Here is a 22,894-nt window from a genome sequence, read left to right on the forward strand (position 1 = left end):
CAGATGCGGTCGCGTGGTTTCTCGTGGAAGCTTTTGACTACCCTCTGGGTGCTAATATTGTTCATCGCAGATAGCGGGGCACAGAAACAGGAGATTGTCACCATTCGTCTGGCGAACATCCCGCTACGCAGCGCAACCGGCGTACAGAACAAGGCAGAACTGGCGGTTTTTGACGCCTTTTTCAAGAAGTATCCCCACTACCGCTTCGAGCGGGTAACAGGGCTTGCCTTGCCCGAAGGGTTGGCGGAAGCGCAGCAGATGATGGCGTTTGCCGCTGACCGTGCGCCCGATGTCTTTGACCTGAGCATCCGACAGGTGCAGAACTACATCCGGCAGGGCTTACTGTATCCCGTCGACGACCTTATCCGCGAGCATCGCAAGCGCAACCCCGAGTGGAAGCCCCCTTCGCTGGGGTTGACCGAGCATCACTACGATGCGGCGCGCGGTCCCGATGGCAGGCTGTACGCCGTGGTGAGCGATTACTGGATACTCGGGCTGTGGTATCGGCGCGACCTGTTCGAGGAGGCAGGCATCGTGCCGCCGCGTCCCCCGAAGGACTGGCAGGAGTACTTCGAATTCGCGCAACGGCTGACCGACCCCGAGAAGCACGTGAAAGGCGCGCGCTTCCAGACGGGGCAATACGGTACCGCGTTGCGCACGGGCTACACCGCAGGATACATCTTCACCAACTTCGTGTATCAGGCGGGCGGCGACATGACGCTGCAGGAGCGCACCTGCCCCTACGATGGCACCGTCAACGAGTTCAAGCAGGAAGACAAGCAGTGTTTGTGCCGCAAATGTGGACGCAGTCTCGCCAACCAGCCGGTGCGCTGGAAGGTGGCTTACGGGCGCGAGCCGGGGCAACGTGCCCTGCGCTTCTACAAGAAGCTGCGCTGGACGGAGTGGACACGCTGTCCCGATTGCAAAACGCCCAACAACCTGCCCGTCGCTGTCTGCCCGAAGTGCAAAGAAGAGAACCCCATTCGCTCACCAGTCGAACGCATCAGCTGTCGCGTCTGTGGCACGGTGATACCGGTGAAGCCGGAGCAAACCCGCTTCCACTGCAAGCAGTGCGGACGCGACCTGCGCGGGCAACCCGTGTATGTGGGCGTGGCGCGCGTAGGGGGCGACCCGGTGGAGATGTTCCTGCGGGGCGAAATCGCCATGATGCTGGACCATATCAACCCGCAGGTGATTGACCAGGTATTGACACAGGGGGGCTTGCGTCCTGACCAGATTGGGCTGGGTCCTCCGCCCAGCGCAGGAGAGGGTGGTGTACGCGCCGCACTCACAGGGGGACGCGCATGGGTCATCAGCGCGCGCGCCGCACGCGACCCGAAGGTGCTACAGGCGGCGTGGGACTATCTCGTCTTCCGCTGCAGCGAGGAGGCGCAGCGTATTATCACGGAGGTGTATGTCAAGAACGGCTACCCGCATCTCATCCGCCCGCAGATGCTGAAAAAGTTCGGCTTCACGGAGGAGTATGAGGACTACGAGCCGACCTTCCGTCGGGCGATGGAGGAGGCACCGAAATACGGGCGCATCCAGCCGCACGATCCCTACTACCAGCATGTGGAGGGACACGAACTGGCGGTGCCCATCGATACCATTCTCTACGACGGCGGACAGTATAAAGACCCTGCGAAGGTCATCCAGACCAGCATGAACGAGGTGAACGAGAAACTGTATCGGGTGGTGCCGCCAGAAGTAGAGCGACGACGCAACACGCTGGGTACTATCATCTTCTTGCTGGTGGCGCCGCTGGTGGTGTACGGTTTCGTGTGGGCGATGCGCGAGCAATCCGCAGTACATGGCAGTACGCTGACGACTCAGGCAACGCACGTGGTAGGCGCGGGAGCGAAACGCCGCTACACCACCATGCTGGCATGGTCGCTGATGTTGCCCGCTTTGCTGACGGTGCTGTTATGGCAGTACCTGCCTCTGATTCGCGGCACGCTGATGGCGTTTTACGACTACAAGCTGTACGGCAACAGCCCGTTTGTGGGTCTGGCAAACTTCATCGAGGTGATGACCAGCCCCGACTTCTGGAACTCCGTGCGGGCGACGGTGCTATATGTGGTGTTGAATCTGGCTATCGGCTTCGTCGCGCCGATTTTTCTGGCATTGCTGCTGCACGAGGTGCCGCGCGGCAAAATCCTGTTCCGCGTCATCTTTTACCTGCCAGCAGTCACGACAGGGCTGGTCATCATGTTCCTGTGGAAGATGTTCTACGACCCCACGCCCTACGGCTTTTTGAACCGCATCGCGATGCCCGTGCTTCATGCGCTGGGGCTGGTCTCGCCGGACGTGAAGTACATCGACTGGTTGCATACGCCCGGCCTGGCGATGCTGTGCGTGGTGATTCCCGGCGTGTGGGCGGGGGCAGGACCGGGCAGTCTCATCTACCTGGCGGCACTGAAAACCGTACCGGAGGACCTTTACGAAGCCATCGCGGTGGACGGGGGCACCTTCTGGCATAAGATGTGGTATATTATGTTCCCGTCGCTCAAGCCGCTCATCATGATCAACTTCATCGGCGCGTTCATCGGCAGCTTCCACGCCATGCAAAACGTGTTCGTGATGACGGGGGGCGGTCCCGCCAACTCCACGATGGTGCTGGGCATCCACATCTGGACGAACGCCTTCCTGTATCTGCGCTTCGGCTACGCCACCGCGATGGCGTGGGTGCTGGGATCGGTGCTGATTGGTTTCACCATCCTGCAGCTGCGTATCCTCAAGCGCGTGGAGTTCCGCGCGGCGCATGCGGTGGAGGGATGAGCGATGGCGCTGTTCGGTCCCTGCGAGCAACGCACGCTGACCGCCCGGGTGGTATACGCCTTCATCTACACCGTGCTCATTGTGGGCGCGGTGACGATGATTTATCCCTTCTTGCTGATGGTGGGTGCGTCCCTTACCTCCGACACCGACTTCGACGACTGGCGCGTCATCCCCGCCTACCTGCGCGACGATACCGCCCTCTTCCGCAAGTGGATGAACGACCGCTACGGCGCGGACTTCAACATCGCCCGACGCATCCATCGGCTGGACATCACCAGCTTTCGCTTCCTGGAGAAAATCCCCGACTACCGCGTCCACGACCCCAAAGTGGTGCAGCGCGTGGAAGACTGGTTAGAGTGCGTGAAAACTCTGCCCGACGAGTGGGTGCGCGCGCATTTCATCGACGACCGACGCACCCGCCTGACCAATCAACGCTATGCCCGCTGGCTGATGCAGAAGTTTAATCACGACATCGATGCCTTCAACCGCCAGTACGACACCAGCTATACCAGCTTCACCGAGGTCGCGCCGTTTGAGTACGACCTGACGCACAAATCGCGCAAGGAGACCGCCCCCCTGCGCGAACTGTATCTGGAGTTTCGCCATACCCTGCCTGCGCACGACCTGATGGCGATTCTGGCGACCGATGCCTTCCTGGCGTGGGTGGAGCGGCACATCGGCGGGGTGAACGAGCTGAACGCGCTGCTGGGCACTCGCTACCAGTCGCTCCACGAGGTGCTGTTTCCGAGTGAGCGTCCTGAAGACCCACGATGGCGCGCCCTGTGGGACCGCTATGTGCGGGAGCGGTTTCCTCTGCTCTTCGTGCGCGTGGAAGGGAACTGGGATGCGCAATGGCAGCAGTTCTTGCGCGAACGCCACCCGCAGCGTCCGTACCTTGCCCAGAGCCGATTCCCTGCCACCCTACCGCAGGACGACCTGTACTTTGCCGACTGGGTGCTGTTCACCGATGCCGTCGTTCCCGCCGAAGCCAAGCGTCTCATCACCGTCGAGGGGTTGTGGCGCGAATGGCTGCGTCAAAAATACGGCACGTTGCAGGCGGTGAACGCCGCGCACGGCACGCGGTGGCAGAGCTGGGAGGAGATTTACCCGCCCCGCGCCGAGACAGACGTACTCACCTTCTGGCGCAACAAAGACGAGATTCGGCGCGAGTTCCTGACGCGCAACTATCGACTGGTGCTGGACTACATCCTCTTTCACGGGCGCGCCCTGTGGAACACCTTCGTGCTGGTGCTGTTGACGGTGCTGGGGCAGCTCACCGTGCAGCCGCTGGCGGCGTACGGGCTATCGCGTTTCAACCTGCCCTATGCGCACAAGGTGCTTCTCTTCCTGCTGGCGACGATGGCGTTCCCCGCCGAAGTGGCGATGATACCTAACTTCCTGCTGATTAAAGAGCTGGGCTTGCTGAACACCTACTGGGCACTGGTGTTGCCCGGTCTGGCAAGCGGCATGGGCATCTTCTTGCTGAAAGGTTACTTCGACAGCCTGCCGCGGGAGCTTTACGAAGCGGCCATGCTGGACGGCGCGGGCGAACTGCGCATGTTCTGGAACATCACCGTGCCGCTGGCGATGCCCATCTTGGCGGTGATAGCGTTGGGTGCCTTCACGTCCGCTTATGGGGGGTTCATGTGGGCGTTCCTGGTGGTGCAGAAGCCCGAGATGTGGACGATGATGGTCTTCCTGTGGCAGCTGGGGCGCGACAGCTACCCCTGGGTCTGGATGGCGAGTCTGGTTATTGCCGCGCTGCCCACGCTGCTGGTGTTCATCTTCGCCCAGAAGATTATCCTGCGCGGCATCATCGTGCCCACGATGAAGTAGGGGCGGAGACAGGAGAACTGGCGGCGCGGACGGAATCTCGCTTTCCAGAAGGAGGCAGCGACAATGGGCAATCGTCAACAGGTTTTTACCGTGACAGGCAGCGTATCGCCAGAGAAACTCGGCGTCGTTCTGCCGCACGAGCATGTTCTGGTGGACTTTATCGGCGCGGACAGGGTGAGCCGGTCACGCTACGACCCTGAAGAGGTATACCGCGTCGCGCTGCCCTACCTGCAAAGGCTTCGACAGGCGGGTTGTCGCACGCTGGCAGAGTGTACACCTGCCTATCTGGGGCGTGACCCCAGGCTGCTGCAACGCCTCAGCCGTGCCAGCGGTCTGTACATCCTTACCAACACGGGCTGGTACGGCGCGGCAAATGACAAATATCTGCCTGCCCGCGCGTACTCCCTCACCGCCGAACAAATCGCCGCCGAATGGATTGCCGAAGCGCAAAAAGGCATTGAGGGCACAGGAATCCGCCCGGGTTTCATCAAGATTGGCGTAGACCCCGAACCGTCGGAGGTGGATATGCGCCTGCTGGAGGCGGCGGCGCTGGCCCATCGCAAAACGGGATTGACCATCGCCTCGCACACGGGACCGGGCGCGGCAGCACGCAAGCAGATCGAGCGTCTGGAGCAGGTGGGGGTGCGCCCATCCGCATTCATCTGGGTTCACGCGCAGATGGAGGGCGATAAATCCATCCATGTTTGGGCAGCAGAGCGCGGTGCGTGGGTGGAGTTCGACGGGGTGTCTCCTGAAACGGTGGAGCAGCACGTGGAGCTTATCCTGCACCTGCGTCAGAAGGGCTTGCTGAGCCGGGTGCTGGTGTCGCACGACGCGGGCTGGTATCAGGTGGGTGAGCCGAATGGAGGCACGTTTCGCGAGTATACCACGTTGTGGACGCACCTGATACCCGCGCTGCGCAAAGCGGGCTTCTCCGATGGGGAGATAGAGCAACTGACGGCAAAGAACCCGCAGAGGGCATTTGCGGGAGGATAGGAGCGGGGCACAGATACATCTGTATGCCCGGCGCAGGGAGGGAAAGACAATGTGGCGAACACGGCTTTAATACCCGTCGGTCTCTTTGTCGTGGTTGACGATACTCATGGGAGGGACAAACGATGCGAGCAGGGGGTGTACTGATGTTGTTGCTGACGCTGGTTCTACCTGCCGGAGCGCAGAAGCCGTTTTACGAGTCGCAGCAGCTTTTCCCGCCGGAGCGCTGGCATAACCACGGTTCCTGTATTGTGGAGCTGCCCAACGGCGACCTGCTGGTGTGCTGGTATAACGGCTCGGGCGAGCGTACGGCGGATGACGTGAAGGTTGAGGGGATGCGCAAACGCAGAGGCGTAGCGAAGTGGAGCGAACGGTTCCTGATGGCGGATACCATCGGCTTCCCCGATTGCAACCCGTGCATGTTCGTGGACCCGCAGGGCAGGCTGTGGCTGATGTGGATTGCGGTGATTGCCAACCAGTGGCACACATCGTTGCTACGCTACCAGATTTCGGAACGACCGGGTAGCACGGGCGCGCCGCGCTGGACGCACAGCGACATCCTCATCCTCAAACCGGGCGAGGAGTTCGCTGAAATGGTGGCAAAGCAGTGCGATGAGGACGAGAAACGCATCGACCAGATACTGCCTCCCGAACGCAGACAGGAGGGGCTGGCGTATCTCGCCGAGCGACGCAAAAACGCCGCAGACAAATACTTCCATCGCATGGGCTGGATGACGCGCGTGCATCCCTTCGTGCTGGACAACAAGCGCATCATCGTGCCTCTCTACTCCGATGGCTTTGACTTCTCCATCATGGCGATCAGCGATGATGGCGGCAGGACGTGGCAGGCGAGCCGCCCCCTCATCAGCTTTGGTGGAGTGCAGCCCAGCCTCGTGCAGAAACGTGACGGCACACTGGTCGCCTACATGCGCGACAACGGACCGCCCCCGAAACGGGTGCTGCGCAGTGAGTCGCGCGACGGCGGCATCACATGGTCACCGGTGGTGGATGACGATATCCCGAACCCGGGTTCCGGGCTGGAAGTGATTCGCCTGCAGAACGGGCACTGGGCAATGGTATGTAACGACACCGAGCAGGGACGCCATCGCCTCGCGGTGCTCATCTCGGATGATGAGGGCAGGACGTGGAAGTGGAAGCGGTATCTGGAGAACGACCCGCCGGGCACAGGTTCCTATTCCTATCCTTCCATCATTCAGGCTAAGGACGGCACGTTGCACGTCACCTACAGCTGGAGCCAGCCGGGCAAAGGCTCGTGTATTAAATATGCCCACTTCAACGAGCAATGGGTGCTTCAGGGGGATTGAATGGCAAAAGGAACCACCTACAATCACGAGCGCATCGAGTTTGTGGATGCCCGCACGGGCGTGCGCCTGATGCAGGTGACCAGCTTCCCCACCATGAGCATGGCGCTGCCCTATTTCGGCAGGAACTTCACCGGCGATTCGAAGACTTTCATCTTCGTTTCCCAGCGTGAGGCACGCCGGGATGCGCCGTCGGACCTGTTCCGCGTGGACACAGACGGCACAAACCTGACCCAGCTCACTGAGTGCGAAGGTGCGGCGGGGTTTGTCATGTCGCCGCAAGACGACTGTGTGTACTTTCACCGGCAGGCAACACTGTGGAGGGTGGATATCCACACCTTTCGCGAAGAGGAAATCGCTGTGCCGCATGGTGTGGCGAGTATGGGAGCGGGCGCCATTTCACCGGACGGCGTTTACTACTTCGCCCAGGTAACCACTGCACACGATACCGGCGGCATCCTGCGCATTCGCACGGACGGCTCCGAAGCCACCCTCATTGCCGAAGGAGAACGGGGAGGCTTCGCCATGCACTCCGTCAGCCCGGGCGGTGAGGGTATACTGCTCTGGCAGATGCGCGAGGGCAAAAAGACGTGGTTGCTTCTCGATCATGACGGCAACGAGCGGGGTGTATATACCAGCAGCTACGACTTCGCACATTGCACGTTCCTGGGGAGTACGGAGCGCGTACAGGGATGCGCCCTTCCGCCGGACCGTGCGCTGGTGCAAATCGGGCTGGGCGAAGAAAAGCCAACCCCCATCGCGCAGGGGGTGTATTTCTGGCACTCCGCCTCGACGCTGGACGGCGAGTGGATTGTCTCCGATACCAACTGGCCCGATGAGGGACTGCAACTGGTGCATGTGCCCACCGGGCGCTATCGCCCGCTGTGCTACCCGCGCAGCTCTCAGGGGCATCCGCAGTGGACGCATCCGCACCCGCAGTTCAGCCCCGATGGGCGCGTGGTGCTGTTCAACTCAGACCGGACGGGCATCTGCCAGATATATCTGGCGTTCATTCCTGATGACCTGCGTGAGCGCGTACGAACCGGTCAACTCAGTGTGCAGGAGAGGCGCGTGTGGTAATCTGGCGTTGGGGCGTATGGGTGTGCCTGATGATAGCGGCAGCAAGCCTCGGGGGCTGCCGTCCGCGTGAGGAGTCATTCCCTTCGCGAGCCATCACGATTATCTGTCCGCCTGCTCCCGGTGGACTGTCCGATACGCTCACGCGCGCGCTGGCAGCAGCGGCGCAGGAAGAGTTCGGGGTGCCCGTAGTGGTGGAAAACAAGCCGGGTGGCGCGAACGCCGTGGGGCTGAACTATGGCGCACATGCCGAACCCGACGGCTACACAGTGACCTATGTGGTGGCGGAGCTGGCAATCCTGCCGCATCTCGGCCTCAGCTCCATCTCGCCCGATGACTTCGACCTGCTGGCGCGTACCAACTACAATCCAGCCGCAGTCACTGTGCGTGCCGATTCGGGATGGCGCAGCCTGCGAGACCTGCTCCGCGATGCCGAATCCCGTCCCGAAGCGATTCGGGCAGGCAACTCGGGAACCGGCTCCATCTGGCATCTGGCGGCGGTGGCGCTGCAGGAGACCGGACGGGTGAAGTTCAAGCACGTTCCTTTCGGTGGGGCAGCGCCCGCCGTACAGGCGTTGCTGGGGGGACACGTGGATGTGGTGTGCGTGAGCCCCACGGAGGTGCAGTCGCAGGTGCAGGCGGGCAAGCTGCGGATGTTAGCCCTGCTCAGCAAACAGCGCGACTCGATGTTTCCCGATGTGCCCGCCGCGCCCGAGCTGGGCTACGCCATAGATATCGGTGCGTGGGGCGGGCTGGCATTGCCGAAGGGAGTGCCGCCAGAGCGTCGGCAGCGGCTGCTGGAAGGCTTCCGGAAAGCCTTCGAGACGCCCCGGTTTCGCCAGTTGATGCAGGAGCGCGGCGTGCGGCTCGCGTGGCTGGAAGGAGAGGCGTTTCGGCAGTTCGTGCAGGAGCAGAGCGCGCTCAATCGGGCTCTGATAGCCTCGATGGGCGTCCACCTCACGCGCGGGGATGTCGGTTATCTCTATTTTCCTGCGCTGCTGGCGGTTCTGGCGGTGTTGTTAACGGGGGGACTTCTGATCAACCGACGAGTGCGCGCCCAAACCGGCTCCACCCTGTCGCTTCCCGACCTGCGCCGTCCGTTCCGGATTGGGCTGCTGGTCCTGTTATTCCTGCTGGTGTTGCCGTGGGTGGGGTTTTTGCCAGCGAGCATCCTGTTTCTGCTGGCAGGTAGCTACTCCATCGCTCGTCCACGGCTCTGGACGGCGTTGGTCTATGCAGTCGTCGCTGGTACGGGCATCTGGTGGCTGTTTGCCCGCGTGCTGGGGGTGGCACTGCCATGACGGAAGCGCTGCGCGAGCTGATGACCGGGAATACCCTGTGGCTGATGCTGCTGGGCGTGGTGGCGGGTATCGTGATTGGTGCGCTGCCGGGGTTGACCGCAACGATGGGGGTGGCCTTGCTGGTTCCGTTCACCTTCTGGCTGCCGACTTTGCCTGCACTCATGGTGTTGCTGGGGGTGTATGTGGGGGCGATGTACGGCGGCGCGATACCGGCGGTGCTGATACGCACACCGGGTACCCCTGCTGCCGCCGCTACCAGTCTGGACGGCTATCCGATGGCGCAGGCAGGCAACGCAGGGCTGGCAATCGGCATCTCGTGCATCACGGGAGTAGTCGGCGGGGTTTTCAGCACGCTGGTGCTGATGGTTGCTGCCCCGCAGGTGGCGCGCTTCGCGCTGAAGTTCGGACCTGCGGAGTACTTTGCGCTGGCGGTGTTCGGGCTGAGCGTTATCGCCAGCCTGTCAGAGCGTTCCCTGCTGAAGGGGGCGTTGATGGGCGTCTGCGGGCTGTTGCTGGCGACGATTGGCATGGACCCCATCACCGCTGTACCCCGCTTCACCTTTGGCATGACGCCGTTGCTGGAGGGGCTTGCGCTGATTCCAGTGCTGGTGGGAGTGTTCGCACTGGGCGAAGTGCTGTATCAGAGCAGTTTACCGGAACCCGACCGCAGCCTGTTCCGCCGGATTGGGCGGGTGTTGCCGTCTCGCAGCGACTACCGGCGAATCACCGCGCCCACTCTCCTTGCCAGCGTGACGGGCACTTTCATCGGTGCGCTGCCGGGCGTGGGCGGAGACGTGGCGGCGTTTGTGGCCTATGACCAGGCGAAAAAGGTGTCGCGCCGTCCCGAGGAGTTCGGCAGGGGTTCCGTAGAGGGGCTTGCCGCCGCCGAGTGCGCGAACAACTCGGTAACCGGCGGTGCGATGATCCCGATGCTGACGCTGGGCATACCAGGCGATGCGGTAACGGCGGTGATTCTGGGTGCGATGGTCATGCATGGGGTGCGCCCCGGACCCGACCTTTTCGAGAAGCAGTCGCACCTGCTGGCAGCCATCTTCATCGGGCTTTTGGTGGCAAACCTGCTGGTGTTGCCAATCGGTTTGGCAGGGGCGAAGCTGTTCGCGCAGACGGTTCGCGCCCCGCGGCAATACCTGTTCCCGCTCATTGTGTTGCTGTGCGTGGTGGGCAGCTACGCCATCAACAACAGCCTGTTCGACGTCGGGGTGATGTTTGTCTTCGGTTTCATCGGATGGGCGTTGCGGCAGTGGGGCTTCCCGATTGCGCCGCTGGTGCTGGGGCTCATCCTGGGCAGGATGACCGAAGAGAACCTGCGCCGCGCGCTGATACTCTCAGGGGGAAGCTGGCGCATCTTTGTCGAACATCCCATTGCGGCAACCTTGCTGGCGCTGGCGATAGCATCCGTCGCCCTTTCGTGGTGGCAAAGCCGTCGTGCGACGAAGACAGGGGGGTCAAGCGATGAGCAACAGAACGGCGCTCGTGGTTCAACCTGATGCACCGATTCTGAATCTGGACGAAATCGGGCTATACACCGTCGGCTATGCCTATCGCGGCGGGCAGGAACAGCTGTTCCCACCCGGCTGGAGCAGCTACTTCGAAGAGAAAACGGGTGTCGCCTGCCAGCCTGCCGGGCTGGTCAACGGCAAACAGGCGTTTCTGCTGCACTGCCCGTGGCGCGGGGGCACCGGCGTAGCCTTCCAGACCTTCACCATCCGCCTACCGCGTGCCAGAAACGCCTTCCTGCGCGGCTTCACTGCCATGCGGCCCGGCACCGTAGAACGGTCCGACGGGGTGACGTTCCGCATTTTTGTCAACGGCAAGAAGGTGCTGGAAGAACATCGGACTGACGCACAGTGGAAGCCCTTCCGAATCGACCTTTCGCCCTATCTCGGGCAGACGGTGACGCTGCGCTTCGAGACCGACCCTGGTCCGAAAGATGACCCTTCGTGGGACTTCTCTCTGTGGGCGGAGCGGGAGCTGGTACTGGAAGGCTACCAACCAGTGCAGAAAGCCCGACCTGCGCCACCACCGCTGAAACTGCAGACCCTGACTTCCGTGCCCAACGGCACGATTGCCCCGCGCAGCGCGTTTGCCCACCGAACCAGCCTGCAGGTGCGTGACGATACCGCCATCTTCCGCTATCAAGGCGACGATGGGGTGCTGGAGTATCGCTGGCGCAAGCCCCGCCCCGATGACCCCAACCCCTTCGGCGAGTGGACGCTGCGGGCGCAGATGAAGGGCGACTCGCCCGTAGAAGTGCCACTGGCGACCACCGCTACTCTCGAGTTCGTGATGGACGGCTTGCCCATCGGCGCGCAGTGGGAACGGAAGGGCGATACCATCGTGTGCGCCCGCCGCTACCGCGAAGGGCGCGCAGGGGTTACTCTGCGCATCACCGCCAAACTGTTCCACAAAAGCCTGGTGCTGGAGCTAGAGGCAGACCGACCGGGTATCCGTTTGCTGGATGCCGGAGGCTGGGGGCCCGTGATGCGTCGCAGACAGGTGGTCACGCCGTACTACAGCGGACAGGTCTTCTACCTGCCTGCCGAAAACCTGTTCGTCAACGCCATTCTTGACTGGACGCACAGCCACGCCACCGCCCACGACGGCTTGCGCGCGCAATACAACGCCCTGACCGACGGCAGTCGCAACGCGCTGCGCGAGCGAGTGGTCTTCACCGCGGCGTGGCACATGGCGGAAGTGCTACCGAACATTCCCAACCCGCCTTCCCCCTTCCTGAAGCAGGTAGGCGACCGAATCGTACTGGACATCTGGGGAGGGCAATTTGTGGACATCGCACGCGGCTTCGAGCAACTTGCCGCACACGGCATCACCAGGTGCGTCGCGCTGATCCACGTGTGGCAGCGCAGCGGCTACGACAACGCCCTGCCCATGCATTTCCCCGCGAATGCCGAGTTGGGCGGCGACGAAGGCATGAAGGTACTGGTGCAGACCGGCGTGAATCTGGGCTACTACGTCGCCTTGCACGAGAACTATGTGGACTACTACCCCAACTACGACCACTTCGATGAGGACGACATCGCGCTCGACTCGGAGGGAAAACGGCAGCTGGCGTGGTTTAACCCCGGCACGAAGATACAGTCCTTTGCCGTGAAACCCAACGCTATTCTGCGCCTTGCCGCCACCCAATCGCCCGAAATCCACCGCCGCTACGGCACGAACGCCTGCTTTTTAGATGTGCATTCGGCGGTACCGCCGTGGTTCCACGTGGACATGCGCGCGGAGGAGGATGGCGCGGGCATGTTCCAGCGGGTGTGGGACGTGCATCGCGCGTTGTGGCAGTATGCACGCAAAACGCACGGCGGCCCCGTCTTCGGTGAGGGCAACAACCACTGGTACTGGAGCGGGTGCCTGGACGGTGTGGAAGCGCAGTTCGGCACCGGCTGGGGCTGGGGACAGGGTCTGCACGCGCCGCTGGCGGTGGAGTTCGACCTGCTGAAGATACATCCGCTGCAGTGCAATCACGGCATGGGTTACTATGAACGGTGGTGGAGCGATGCGAAATGGGGTAGCGTGCCACCGATGGTGGTTTTGGACCAGTACCGGATGCAGGAGGTGGCGTATGGGCACGCGGGCTTTCTCGGCAGCGCAGTGTGGAACCTTATCCCCTATGCCTGGCTAGAGCATCACTTGCTGACGCCCGTCATGGCGCGTTACGCCACCGCGAGGCCCATCAGCATCGAGTATCACGTCGGCGGCAAATGGGTGGACAGCACCGCCGCGGCGAAGGCAGGCAACTGGCAGCGGGTGCGCGTGCGCTACGACAGCGGACTAACAGTGGTGGCAAACAGCGCACCAGAACCCCTGCGCGTCGGAGCCATCACCCTGCCCCGTTTCGGCTGGCTGGCGACGGGAGCGGGAGTGACCGCCTACACCGCGCTGCGGCAGGGAGTGGTGGTGGACTACGCGGAGACCGCCGAAAGCCTGCTCGTGAATGCCCGCAACGCCGCGCACTGGAACCTGACGGGGCTGAAGCGAATCCGACCAGAGGTGGCACAGTTTACGCAGGCGGGCGAGCGCACCTTCCGCGTCACCTACCGCTGGCAGGTGAACGACACACTGGACAGGGATTACTTCTGCTTCGTACACTTCAGCCAGCTGCCGCCAGAACCGTGGGACGAGGGCATCAAGTTCCAGCAGGACCATGCCCTGCCCAAACCCACCAGTCAGTGGCGGCGTGGGGAAGAGGTCATTGACGGCGAGTACACCGTCACCATTCCCGAAAACATCCCCGATGGCGACTATCAGTGGACCATCGGCCTGTATACGCCGGGCGGAGGGCGCGTGAATCTGGAGGGTGAGGTAGACCGCCACGGACGCAACCTGCTGGGGGTGCTGCAGGTGCGAGATAACGGCAGAACCATCCGCTTCGTGCCAGAGCAAAGCACGGGTGAGCAACGGCTGGCGCTGTACCGCAGCCATCTGAACGAGGCAGGCAAGGCGGTGGATTTCGGCGCGGTGCGCACCAACGGCAGCGTGCTGGTTCGCAGGCGCGGGCGCGGCTGGGAGCTGCTGGCTTACCCACGGGAGGGCGGCTTTGTGGTAGACCTGAACGTCTCTCGCTTCCCGATGCCTGCACAGGTGCGGTGCGTGGGCGGGGCTGCGCCTGCGATACAGCCAGTACGTCAGGGCAGCTGGTGGCGGTTGCGCCTGAACGGGGCAAGAGCGTATCATTGGGAATAATGAGGAAGGGGCAATCGTGTCTATGGACAGGTTCCGGTATCTTCGTCAGCACGTCGTGCCGCTACTTAAGCCTTACGCCCGACGAATCGCCGTTTTTGGGTCGTTTGCGCGGGGGGACGACACGGAAAGTAGCGACGTCGATATCCGCGTGGAGTTGAAGCCGTTAGAACAACGTCCCCCTTTGGGGCTTCGCTGGTTCGCTTTGGAGGAAGAGCTTAGCCAGCGAATTGGTAGAAGAGTGGAGTTGGTTAGTATGAAAGCCCTTAGCCCCCACATTCGCCCCTACGTGAAGGAGGACGAGGTAGTGCTTTATGAAGAGGGATGAGCGGTCACACGCGCAGAGGAGGTGCGCATGGACAGATTCGATATCTCACCATTCGCTTTGCCGAACTGCGAACCGGGAGAGTATCGCTTCGAGGAGCCGCGCGACATCCAGCAGTTGCGTGTGCGCTTTCGCGGGCAGATACCTGAGGTTCTCCACGTCTACTACCTGCGAAAGACCTGGCCGCAGGTGCGCATAGAATATGCCCGTGATATGGACAATCCCTGCGCCTTCGGCTGGACGCCCATCGATGACCACTTCAACACCCAGTGGCAGCAGGCAGCGATACAGGTACATCCAGAAAGCCCCCGCACGGCACGGATTACCTTCAAGGGGCTGAGCGCAGAGTTTCCAGACGTGCAGGACTACGATGTGACCTTCCGGCGCACACTGGGTCTCAAGATCGAAGCGCCCGACCCAAAGCAGATTGTTTCTGTCAACATCTACACCACTTCTCGCCCGGTCACCAGCCATCTGCGAGTGGAACTGAATGCCGGCAAGCCAACGCCCGGACATCGCATTCGGCTAAGTACCTACAACGCTTCTCTCGTTCGATCCGTTCATGCGCCGCGCGGAGTGCGCCCAGTCCACTGGACGCTGGAGCTGCTGCCAGAAGCAGAGCGGTCGTTCGAACTGTATGTGGCACACCTGCAACCAGCGCACCGCTACTGCGGGGACGAGGGGCATCTCACCTTCTCGCTGGACGACGATGTGTTCACCATCTCCCTGCAGAGCCTGGTGGAGGAAGGTCCCATCTGGTACGCGGAAAAGGGCATTTACATCACCTTCGCCAGCGACCCCACGCGCTTTGCCGATTACCAGAAGCGCATCGAAGGCGCGAAGACGCTGAACCAGCGAGTGAAGGAGCATCGCGAGCAGACCTACGCAGGCGCGTACTACGGACAGCCCCGTCCCCATGTGGTCAGCTACAATCTGGGGTGCAAGCACAACCGGCAGCGGTTCTGGCTGGAAGCCAACGGCGACTTGGTGCTGCACAAATGGAACGTCACCAGCATCCCCGGCAAGGACACGGCACGCTTCCTGTGCGATGGCAACGCGCGTTTCTTCTTCGGGCTGGAGCGCAAGGCCATAATAGCCCGCTACACCGACCCCCCACCCGTGCTGGCATACAACATTCGCGCCCGCGACGGGGATATCGCTATCGAACAGAAGAGCTTCGCCGCGCCGTTAGAGCGCCCCATCTTCGATAAGTCTCTGGCGAGCGATGACACCATCGTGGCTATGGTACGGTTTCGCTTCGTGAATCAGGGCGACGCGCCGGCGGTGGCGGAACTACCCGTTGCCTACTCGCACCAGTCGCGCAAGTCCTACAACGCTTACGGCAGTAACGGGCTTCAGGATGACTACCTGATACCTCGCAGCGAACAGGATGCGCTGTTTGTGGAAGGCAGTCACATCCTTTCGGAGTGGAACGGTCAAAAGGTGATGCGTGCCCGCTGGGAAGGCACCATGCAGCCGGAAGTGCGAGCGAAACAGGTCGTTTTCCGTCAACCGCTGCAACCCGGCGAGGCGTGCGAGCTGCTGCTGAAGATACCCTACATCGCGATTGACCAGCCACAGGAACTGCATGCGTTGCAGAACCTGGACCTCGACCAGTGCTATCGCGAGGTGACCGCCTTCTGGCGAGAGCAGGCGAGGCAGGGAGCGCAACTGCAGTGCCCCGAACCGCACCTGACGGCCCTGCACGCCGCGCACCTGAACCATGTGTTGATTACCGACACCGCCATGCCCGACGGCAGCGGGCTGATTAATACATCGGTAGGAACTTCCACCTACGGCAACTTCACCAACGAGGCGTGCATGGTTACGCACGAACTCGACCAGCGCGGCTTGCACGAGGAGGCGCGCAGGCGTATCGAGCTGTGGATAAAGTATCAGGGCACTGCCCCGCAACCGGGAAACTTCACCGACTATGAGGGGATGTACTTCGGAGCAGGCGGCTACGAGTGCGGAGCATACAATCAGCATCACGGCTGGGCGTTGTGGTGTATCGGGATGCATTACTTCCTGACCGGCGATGCGGAGTGGCTGCAACGGGTTGCGCCATCGCTGATTGCGGGTTGCGATTGGGTATTCCGCCAGCGACGCAATACCATGCGCCCCCTGCCCCACTCGCGAGGCTGGGAATACGGCTTCCTGCCCGCGGGGAGCCTGGAGGATGTCACCGATTTCCACTACTGGCTGTCCACCAACGCCCTGACGTGGCGTGGCGTGGATACCGCTACGAAGGCGCTGGAAGCCATCGGACATCCCGAGTCACCCCGCCTGCGCCGCGAGACTGATGCCTACCGCGCTGACCTGATTCGCGGATTCGAGACCATGCGCCAGTACGCACCGCTGGTCCGCCTGCGCGATGGAAAATGGGTTCCGCACTACCCCAGCCGGCTGTATCGGCGGGGGCGCGATGTGGGCTGGATTCGAGAGGTGCTGGAAGGTGCTGTTTACCTGTTGATTAGCGGTTTGTATGACGCTGACAGCCCGCAGGCGCAGTGGATTCTGGACGATTTTCAGGACAACCGCTATCCGCAGCCACCCTACGGCTATCTCATTCCTGATTTCGAGGCGAACTGGTTTGACCGCGCGGGGTTCTCCATCCAGCCCAATCTACTGGCGGGACTGATGCCGCACCTGCAGCGCGACGAGCCGGAGATTGTTATCTGGATGTTCTACAACGCGTGGTGTTCGTGCTATCGGGAAGAGATTAACGCCATGATCGAACACCCGTCGCCCGTGCTGGGCTACTCCAACGCAGCGCACTTCAAGACCAGCGATGAGGCAAACGCCATCATGTGGCTGCGGGCGATGTTAGTGTATGCCGACGAGCAGGTGCTGCATTTCGGGCGCGCTATCCCACGTGAATGGTTCCGCAGCGGGAAGCCGTTCGGTACGGAGGGGGTCTGCACGCGGTTTGGCAGGGTGAGTGTACGGTACGAGCCTGCGGTAGAGGGCGATCGGATTACCGCCGAGGTGCGGTTGGATCTGCGTTCCACACCGCCGAAAGTGCTGGTGCGCTTCCGGCATCCGGAGGGTCTGTCGTTGAAAGCGGTGCAGGTCAACGGTGAACGGACTGAGCGGTTTGATCCCGAGCGCAACGACGCAGACATCACTGGTCTCAACGGCAGGGTGGTCGTCGAGGCGGTGTTCTAGGGAAAGCAGGTATGGTTTTGGAGGGCAGACACGGGGTTTACGGGGCAGACACAGGGGTCTGCCCCTACGCCCGATTGATGTGATGCATCCAACCCACCCCGTAGGGGCAACCCCTTGTGGTTGCCCAATTCCTTGTGGTTGCCCACCCCTCTGTGGTCGCCCCTACGCCCTGTCCCGCCGTGAGTTTACACCAGTTCATCCGGCTGGAACCACAGCGCGATCTCACTCTCGGCGGTTTCGGGCGAGTCGGAACCGTGAATGATGTTCATCTGCTTGTCGCAGGTGAAGTCGCCGCGAATCGTGCCCGGTTGCGCCTGAAGCGGGTCCAAAGCGCCCATCATCGTGCGCACCAGCGGGATGGCATTCGGTCCCTCGATGACCATTGCCACCACCGGTCCCGATGTGATGAAGTCCACCAGTTCCGTGTAAAACGGCTTCTCGCGATGCACCGCATAGTGCTTCTCCGCCAGCTCGCGCGACGCAACCAGCATTTTTAAGCCTGCTATCCTCAGCCCGCGCTGTTCGAAGCGACGGATACATTCACCCACAAGCCCCCGACGCACTCCGTCGGGTTTAATCATCACAAACGTTCGCTGCATAGTGCCTCCTTCTACCGTCACCTTGCTGAAGGAAAGTATACCTCCGGATGGAGAAAAAGTTCAAAACGGATGGAGCCATGAAATACGTCTTTCTGTCAACCTTTGCAATACTGGTGTTGCTTTCTGTGGTGGCGTGGCGCATCCAGCCGGAAAACACCGCCAGAGGCAAAATCCCACTGGTGTGGGTGAGCGACGATAACCCCGCCCGCCGCGAGCAGATAGCCCTGTTCAACCGACTGCACCCGCAGTACGACCTGCGCCTGGACCCCAGCAACACGGGTATGGAGAAGGTCATCGTGCAGTCGCTGGCAGGTGTCGGTCCCGACATCTTCGACTGCTACGACGGTTTCCAGCTCTCCGCGTATGTGCGTTCGGGCATCGCATGGGATGTGACTGACGAGCTAAAGAAGGCGGGCATCGACGTGGAGAGTGAGGTATGGAAAGCGGTGCATCCGAACATCATCCACGAGGGGCGTGTCTACGGCTTTCCCACCAATGCCGCGGTGAACGCCACCTGGTTCCATAAAGACCTTTTCGACAGGTACGGCGTGCCTTACCCGAAAGGGCCGTGGACGTGGGATGAGTGCGTGCAGGTCGCGAAAAAACTCACTGTGCGCGATAAGAACGGCAGACCGGTGCAGTTCGGGTTGCTGATGGACTGGTGGAACTGGTATCACTTCGTGCTGCAGTGGGGAGGCAGGCTCTACACCCCCGACGGCACGCGCTGCATCATCGACAGCCCACAGGCTATTGCCGCGGTGCAGTTCATGCAGGATTTGATATACAAACACAAAGTGATGCCCAGTCCGGTAGAGGAGGCGGCGATGGCGACGCAGGGCGGATGGGGGTCAGGCACCATCACGTGGTTCGGTGCGAAGAAGGGGGCGATGGCGCTGGGAGGCCGGTGGTGGCTGTGTACGCTGCGCAGCTATCAGGGGCTTCGGCTGGGCGCGGTCGAGTCGCCTCACGGTCCGTACCGCGTGTTTCGTGGCTACGGGCGCGCGTCGCTCATCAACCGCAACAGCCCCCGCCGCGAGCACGCGCTGAAGTTTCTTCTCTATCTTGCCAGCAGGGAGTACAACGAGCTGATAAACCATCAGGCGGATGCGCTTGCGCCGGTCAAGAAATACTCCTATACCGAAAAATACCTGCACGACCCCGCTTTCCCAGAGGAAGACTTCAACGCGGTATGGCGGGATGCGATGAACTACGCGGTGCCGGACGAAATCAGTCCCTTCGTGAACGGACAGGCGGTGCAACGCATCCTGAACAAGCAGCTGGACCTTGTCAAGAGCAACCAGAAGTCGGCAGCAGACGCCCTGCGCACCGCCGCCCGCCAGATTAACGAGGAAATCCAGAAGACACTCCAGCGTGACCCCGAGCTGCGCCGTCGCTACGAGGCACTGGTGAAAGGGAAAGAGAAGGAACCTTCGTCATTCGCTGCCAGTGGGCGTTCTCCGCAGGCGGTAACGACCGGACTCGAGGGTAACAAAAGTATTAGATAGTTGCTCTGTGGCGTATTTGGAAAGAAAGCGGGCAAGCTGAAGATGGATATCGCTTATCGTTTCAGGTGTTATCCTGAGCAGTATGACTCCAGCGTGTGGTCTGCGCTGCGCGAAAACGAGCTGCCCAAAGCCCTTGTCGCGGGTAATCAGGATTCGACCTGTTCGCTCGGCGTATGCTAAGAGTTCCGCGTCCGTAGCGGCGGAAAGACCAGCGTCGCGTGCCCGTACCACATCGTGCCCCCACTCCAGAAGCTGACGCACGGTTTTCTCGTAGACGTCCTGGTCGGTCAGGAAACGGAAGATAGCGGTTCGGCTGTCACCTCCTCCGCCTTGATGACCTGCACGGCGTACTCCACGCATTTGCTGACATCCTCCACGCTGAGTTCGGGGTAATAGTCTTGGACGATTTCGCTAAAGGGGATACCTGCCCGGACAAGCTCGAGCACCGCGTAGACAGGGATTCTCGTACCTTCGATGCATGGTTGTCCGAAGTGAACAGTCGGGTCTACCACGATTCGCCTTGCCATTGTTCACACCTCCGCATCTATTATACGGCAAACGGAATGGTCGGTGCAGTTAGCAGGGAAGGACGGGCAGGTCCCGGCGTCGAAGACTCACTACAACTTCAGTAGACAGTACATACAAATGCGCACCCGAGTTCGCGACGAACGTTATATCGCATGGCTCTTTTTGCTGCCGAACTTTCTGGGCTTCGCGATATTCACCGCGGGGCCCGTGCTGTTTTCGCTCGTGGTCAGCTTCAGCAACTGGAACCTGCAGCGCACAGTGCCCTTCCTGTGGATCGGCTTCGAAAACTACCTTGAGCTGATGCGTGACCAGCAGTTCTGGCTCTATTTCATCAACACGCTCTACCTGATGCTGGGAATGCCGGTGGCGATTGCGGGGTCGCTGGCGCTGGCGCTCCTGCTCAGCCAGAAACTGCGCGGCATTGTCCTCTACCGCACTCTCTTTTACCTGCCCAGCATCACCAGCGGTGTCGCGCTGATGATACTCTGGAAGGCGCTGTACAACCCCGACTTTGGTCCCATCAATGCAGTCATCCACACAGTGAGCCAGACGCTGGGACTGGACGTGAAAGCGCCGCAGTGGTTGCTGTCCACTGCCAACCTGCTGGGGCTGGATGTGGAACAGGTGCGCCTCACTGCCAAACAGTTCGGACTGGGCGCACGCGACGCACTCATCATCATGGGTATCTGGATTGCTATCGGCGGTAATAACATGTTGCTCTATCTCGCCGCGCTGACCAACGTGCCGCAGGAGCTCATCGAAGCGGCGCAGCTGGACGGCGCGGGCAAGTGGTCGGTGTTTCGCAACGTCACCTGGCCGCAACTCGCACCGACCACCTTCTTCATCGTGGTGATGAGCTTCATCGGGGGGCTGCAGGGCGGCTTCGAGCAGGCGCGGGTCATGACGGGTGGCGGACCCGCAGGCACCACCACCACCCTGACCTACTACATCTACACCAAAGCCTTCGAAGAGTTTCAGATTGGCTACGCCTCAGCCATCTCGTGGATACTGTTTGCCATTATCTTCGTGGTCACACTCATTAACTGGAAGTTTGGCGCGAAGGAGGTCAGCTACTGATTGAGGGAGGTATGATGCTGAACACAGAAGCCGTTCAAAAACCTTCGCCGCTGGCGGTGTGGTGGAATCGGGTGGGCAAGGGGATTGCCAGCCACCTGATTCTGACGCTCATCGCGCTGACCACGCTCGCGCCGTTTGTGTGGATGGTACTTGCCAGCTTCAAACCGCTGGAAGAGGTCGAGCAGATAAACCCGCTGCCCAGCGTGTGGCATCCCGAAAACTACGCGAAGGTGTTCGAGCAAATCCCCTTCGCCCGCTACTACTTCAACAGTGTGTTCATCGCGGCGTGGGTGACCTTCCTGCAGTGCCTGACGAGTGCGATGGCGGCGTACGCCTTCGCCCGCCTGCAGTGGAAAGGGCGCGATGCGGTGTTTCGGCTGTATCTCGCCACGCTGATGATCCCGGGCGTGGTGACGATGATTCCCAACTACACACTGATGGTGTGGCTGCACCTGCTGGATTCCTACGTCGGGTTGATTGTGCCTGCGGCGTTCAGCGCGTTCGGTACCTTCCTGCTAAGGCAGTTCATGCTGACCATCCCGCCCTCGCTGGACGAGGCGGCGAAGATCGACGGCGCAACCCACTGGCAAATCTTCTGGGACATCATCATGCCCCTCTCCCGCGCGGGCTTGATCACACTGGCGATTTTCACCTTCATGGGCAACTACGGCTCGTTCTTCTGGCCGCTCATCCTGATTAAAAGCGAACACCTGCGCACCCTGCCCATCGGCATGTTGTACTTTGACACCAACTACGGCAGGCAGACCAACCTCATCATGGCGGCAAGCGTCATGAACATCATCCCGCTGGTCATCCTGTTCGTGGTGTCGCAACGGTTTCTGGTGCGGGGAGTCCAATTGGGCGCGGTGAAAGGATAGCCTGATATGGAAGGTAACCCCTGGCGTACACTCAGCTCTACGCCTGTCTACGACAACCCGTGGATTTCGGTGACGGAGCATCGGGTCATCAAGCCTTCCGGTGGAGAAGGCATCTACGGGGTGGTGCACTTCAAGAACCGCGCTATCGGCGTGTTACCACTGGACGGGGAGGGCTGTACCTGGCTGGTGGGTCAATATCGCTACACGCTCAACAGCTATTCATGGGAAATCCCCGAAGGCGGTGGCAGGCTGGACGAGGAACCGTTAGCGGCGGCGCAGCGCGAGCTGAAGGAAGAAACGGGCATGGAGGCGGACGAGTGGCGCGAAATCCTGCGGATGCACCTGTCGAACTCCGTGACAGACGAACTGGCGATTGTGTACCTGGCGCGTGGGCTGCGCATGGGCATGGCGCAACCGGAGGATACCGAGCAGCTGCAGGTGCGTCGGGTGCCTTTCGAGGAGGCGTACCGCATGGTGTGCACAGGCGAAATCACCGACGCTATCAGCGTGGCGGCAATCCTGCGCGCTCAGCTCATGCTACAGAATGGAGACCTTTAGCAGGTAACCGCTTTGCTTCGGTGGCGTCGTTCCTGCGCGTGAGGGTGATCGAGAAATGGTAGGAGTCAGGCAATTGCTATAGTCTTGCAGAGTTGGCGACACAAAGCGACATCATCTGTCATTCTGAGCGAAGTGAAGAATCTCTTTTGAGGCGCCGAGATGCTTCGCTTGCGCTCTGTTAGTATAGACGTGGGAAAGAGAACATGATACACTCTTTCCACACACCGCCGAGG

Annotated in this window: 17 protein-coding genes; 14 read left to right on the forward strand and 3 right to left on the reverse strand. The window is 61.2% G+C overall.

Annotation, left to right across the window (positions count from 1 at the left end):
* Positions 1–3 precede the first annotated feature (3 nt).
* The 10 genes from K6U75_13895 (at position 4) to K6U75_13940 (ending at position 17,516) form a co-directional block, all read left to right on the forward strand.
* Entirely contained in the window at positions 4–2,778 is a 2,775-nt protein-coding gene (locus K6U75_13895; GenBank protein ID MCL6476130.1) for an extracellular solute-binding protein, read from the forward strand.
* A gap of 3 nt (positions 2,779–2,781) precedes the next feature.
* On the forward strand, positions 2,782–4,614 hold the full coding sequence (locus tag K6U75_13900; protein MCL6476131.1) for an ABC transporter permease subunit: 1,833 nt from the start codon (positions 2,782–2,784) through the stop codon (positions 4,612–4,614).
* A gap of 63 nt (positions 4,615–4,677) precedes the next feature.
* On the forward strand, positions 4,678–5,610 hold the full coding sequence (locus K6U75_13905) for a phosphotriesterase (protein ID MCL6476132.1): 933 nt from the start codon (positions 4,678–4,680) through the stop codon (positions 5,608–5,610).
* Between the two features lie 122 nt (positions 5,611–5,732).
* Positions 5,733–6,932, forward strand: a complete 1,200-nt coding sequence (locus K6U75_13910) for an exo-alpha-sialidase (GenBank protein ID MCL6476133.1) — start codon at positions 5,733–5,735, stop codon at positions 6,930–6,932.
* Positions 6,933–8,009, forward strand: coding sequence for an oligogalacturonate lyase family protein (locus K6U75_13915; GenBank protein MCL6476134.1), 1,077 nt, complete (start codon positions 6,933–6,935; stop codon positions 8,007–8,009).
* Complete coding sequence (locus K6U75_13920) at positions 8,003–9,307, forward strand: tripartite tricarboxylate transporter TctB family protein (GenBank protein MCL6476135.1); 1,305 nt, start codon at positions 8,003–8,005, stop codon at positions 9,305–9,307. Before K6U75_13915 ends, K6U75_13920 begins: the two co-directional genes overlap by 7 nt.
* Positions 9,304–10,815: a tripartite tricarboxylate transporter permease gene (locus tag K6U75_13925; protein MCL6476136.1), complete on the forward strand. Its 1,512-nt coding sequence runs from the start codon at positions 9,304–9,306 to the stop codon at positions 10,813–10,815. The genes K6U75_13920 and K6U75_13925 overlap by 4 nt, the downstream gene beginning before the upstream one ends.
* Positions 10,781–14,026, forward strand: coding sequence for a hypothetical protein (locus tag K6U75_13930; GenBank protein ID MCL6476137.1), 3,246 nt, complete (start codon positions 10,781–10,783; stop codon positions 14,024–14,026). The genes K6U75_13925 and K6U75_13930 overlap by 35 nt, the downstream gene beginning before the upstream one ends.
* Before the next feature lie 16 nt (positions 14,027–14,042).
* Complete coding sequence (locus tag K6U75_13935) at positions 14,043–14,351, forward strand: nucleotidyltransferase domain-containing protein (GenBank protein MCL6476138.1); 309 nt, start codon at positions 14,043–14,045, stop codon at positions 14,349–14,351.
* Between the two features lie 27 nt (positions 14,352–14,378).
* Positions 14,379–17,516: a hypothetical protein gene (locus K6U75_13940; protein MCL6476139.1), complete on the forward strand. Its 3,138-nt coding sequence runs from the start codon at positions 14,379–14,381 to the stop codon at positions 17,514–17,516.
* A 185-nt stretch (positions 17,517–17,701) separates the two neighbouring features.
* Here K6U75_13940 and ndk read toward each other — a convergent pair whose 3' ends face one another.
* Positions 17,702–18,115 (reverse strand): nucleoside-diphosphate kinase, encoded by a 414-nt coding sequence (gene ndk / locus K6U75_13945; GenBank protein MCL6476140.1) that lies wholly within the window; start codon positions 18,113–18,115, stop codon positions 17,702–17,704.
* 47 nt (positions 18,116–18,162) lie between these two features.
* Here ndk and K6U75_13950 point away from each other — a divergent pair, with 47 nt between their 5' ends.
* Complete coding sequence (locus tag K6U75_13950; protein ID MCL6476141.1) at positions 18,163–19,620, forward strand: extracellular solute-binding protein; 1,458 nt, start codon at positions 18,163–18,165, stop codon at positions 19,618–19,620.
* Here K6U75_13950 and K6U75_13955 read toward each other — a convergent pair.
* The gene (locus K6U75_13955) at positions 19,549–19,980 is read right to left on the reverse strand and encodes a DUF5615 family PIN-like protein (protein ID MCL6476142.1); all 432 of its coding nucleotides are present in this window, start codon (positions 19,978–19,980) and stop codon (positions 19,549–19,551) included. The genes K6U75_13950 and K6U75_13955 overlap by 72 nt on opposite strands.
* Positions 19,908–20,147, reverse strand: a complete 240-nt coding sequence (locus K6U75_13960; GenBank protein ID MCL6476143.1) for a DUF433 domain-containing protein — start codon at positions 20,145–20,147, stop codon at positions 19,908–19,910. The genes K6U75_13955 and K6U75_13960 overlap by 73 nt, the downstream gene beginning before the upstream one ends.
* A 118-nt stretch (positions 20,148–20,265) precedes the next feature.
* Between K6U75_13960 and K6U75_13965 the strand changes: the two genes are divergently transcribed.
* Genes K6U75_13965 through K6U75_13975 form a run of 3 tightly spaced genes read left to right on the forward strand, consistent with a single transcriptional unit; the run spans position 20,266 to position 22,661 of the window.
* Complete coding sequence (locus tag K6U75_13965) at positions 20,266–21,225, forward strand: sugar ABC transporter permease (GenBank protein ID MCL6476144.1); 960 nt, start codon at positions 20,266–20,268, stop codon at positions 21,223–21,225.
* A gap of 11 nt (positions 21,226–21,236) precedes the next feature.
* Entirely contained in the window at positions 21,237–22,103 is an 867-nt protein-coding gene (locus K6U75_13970) for a carbohydrate ABC transporter permease (GenBank protein MCL6476145.1), read from the forward strand.
* Between the two features lie 6 nt (positions 22,104–22,109).
* Entirely contained in the window at positions 22,110–22,661 is a 552-nt protein-coding gene (locus K6U75_13975; GenBank protein MCL6476146.1) for an NUDIX hydrolase, read from the forward strand.
* The last annotated feature ends 233 nt before the right edge of the window (positions 22,662–22,894 follow it).

It is taken from the genome of Bacillota bacterium (assembly GCA_023511455.1).
Lineage (GTDB): Bacteria > Armatimonadota > HRBIN16 > HRBIN16 > HRBIN16 > HRBIN16.

What these genes read in the sequence shown, in the direction of transcription:
- K6U75_13895 (MCL6476130.1), top strand. Translation starts at nt 4, where the DNA reads ATGCGGTCGCGTGGTTTCTCGTGGAAGCTTTTGACTACCCTCTGGGTG.
- K6U75_13900 (MCL6476131.1), top strand. Translation starts at nt 2,782, where the DNA reads ATGGCGCTGTTCGGTCCCTGCGAGCAACGCACGCTGACCGCCCGGGTG.
- K6U75_13905 (MCL6476132.1), top strand. Translation starts at nt 4,678, where the DNA reads ATGGGCAATCGTCAACAGGTTTTTACCGTGACAGGCAGCGTATCGCCA.
- K6U75_13910 (MCL6476133.1), top strand. Translation starts at nt 5,733, where the DNA reads ATGCGAGCAGGGGGTGTACTGATGTTGTTGCTGACGCTGGTTCTACCT.
- K6U75_13915 (MCL6476134.1), top strand. Translation starts at nt 6,933, where the DNA reads ATGGCAAAAGGAACCACCTACAATCACGAGCGCATCGAGTTTGTGGAT.
- K6U75_13925 (MCL6476136.1), top strand. Translation starts at nt 9,304, where the DNA reads ATGACGGAAGCGCTGCGCGAGCTGATGACCGGGAATACCCTGTGGCTG.
- K6U75_13930 (MCL6476137.1), top strand. Translation starts at nt 10,781, where the DNA reads ATGAGCAACAGAACGGCGCTCGTGGTTCAACCTGATGCACCGATTCTG.
- K6U75_13940 (MCL6476139.1), top strand. Translation starts at nt 14,379, where the DNA reads ATGGACAGATTCGATATCTCACCATTCGCTTTGCCGAACTGCGAACCG.
- ndk (MCL6476140.1), bottom strand. Translation starts at nt 18,115, where the DNA reads ATGCAGCGAACGTTTGTGATGATTAAACCCGACGGAGTGCGTCGGGGG.
- K6U75_13950 (MCL6476141.1), top strand. Translation starts at nt 18,163, where the DNA reads ATGGAGAAAAAGTTCAAAACGGATGGAGCCATGAAATACGTCTTTCTG.
- K6U75_13955 (MCL6476142.1), bottom strand. Translation starts at nt 19,980, where the DNA reads ATGCGTGGAGTACGCCGTGCAGGTCATCAAGGCGGAGGAGGTGACAGC.
- K6U75_13960 (MCL6476143.1), bottom strand. Translation starts at nt 20,147, where the DNA reads ATGGCAAGGCGAATCGTGGTAGACCCGACTGTTCACTTCGGACAACCA.
- K6U75_13965 (MCL6476144.1), top strand. Translation starts at nt 20,266, where the DNA reads ATGCGCACCCGAGTTCGCGACGAACGTTATATCGCATGGCTCTTTTTG.
- K6U75_13970 (MCL6476145.1), top strand. Translation starts at nt 21,237, where the DNA reads ATGATGCTGAACACAGAAGCCGTTCAAAAACCTTCGCCGCTGGCGGTG.
- K6U75_13975 (MCL6476146.1), top strand. Translation starts at nt 22,110, where the DNA reads ATGGAAGGTAACCCCTGGCGTACACTCAGCTCTACGCCTGTCTACGAC.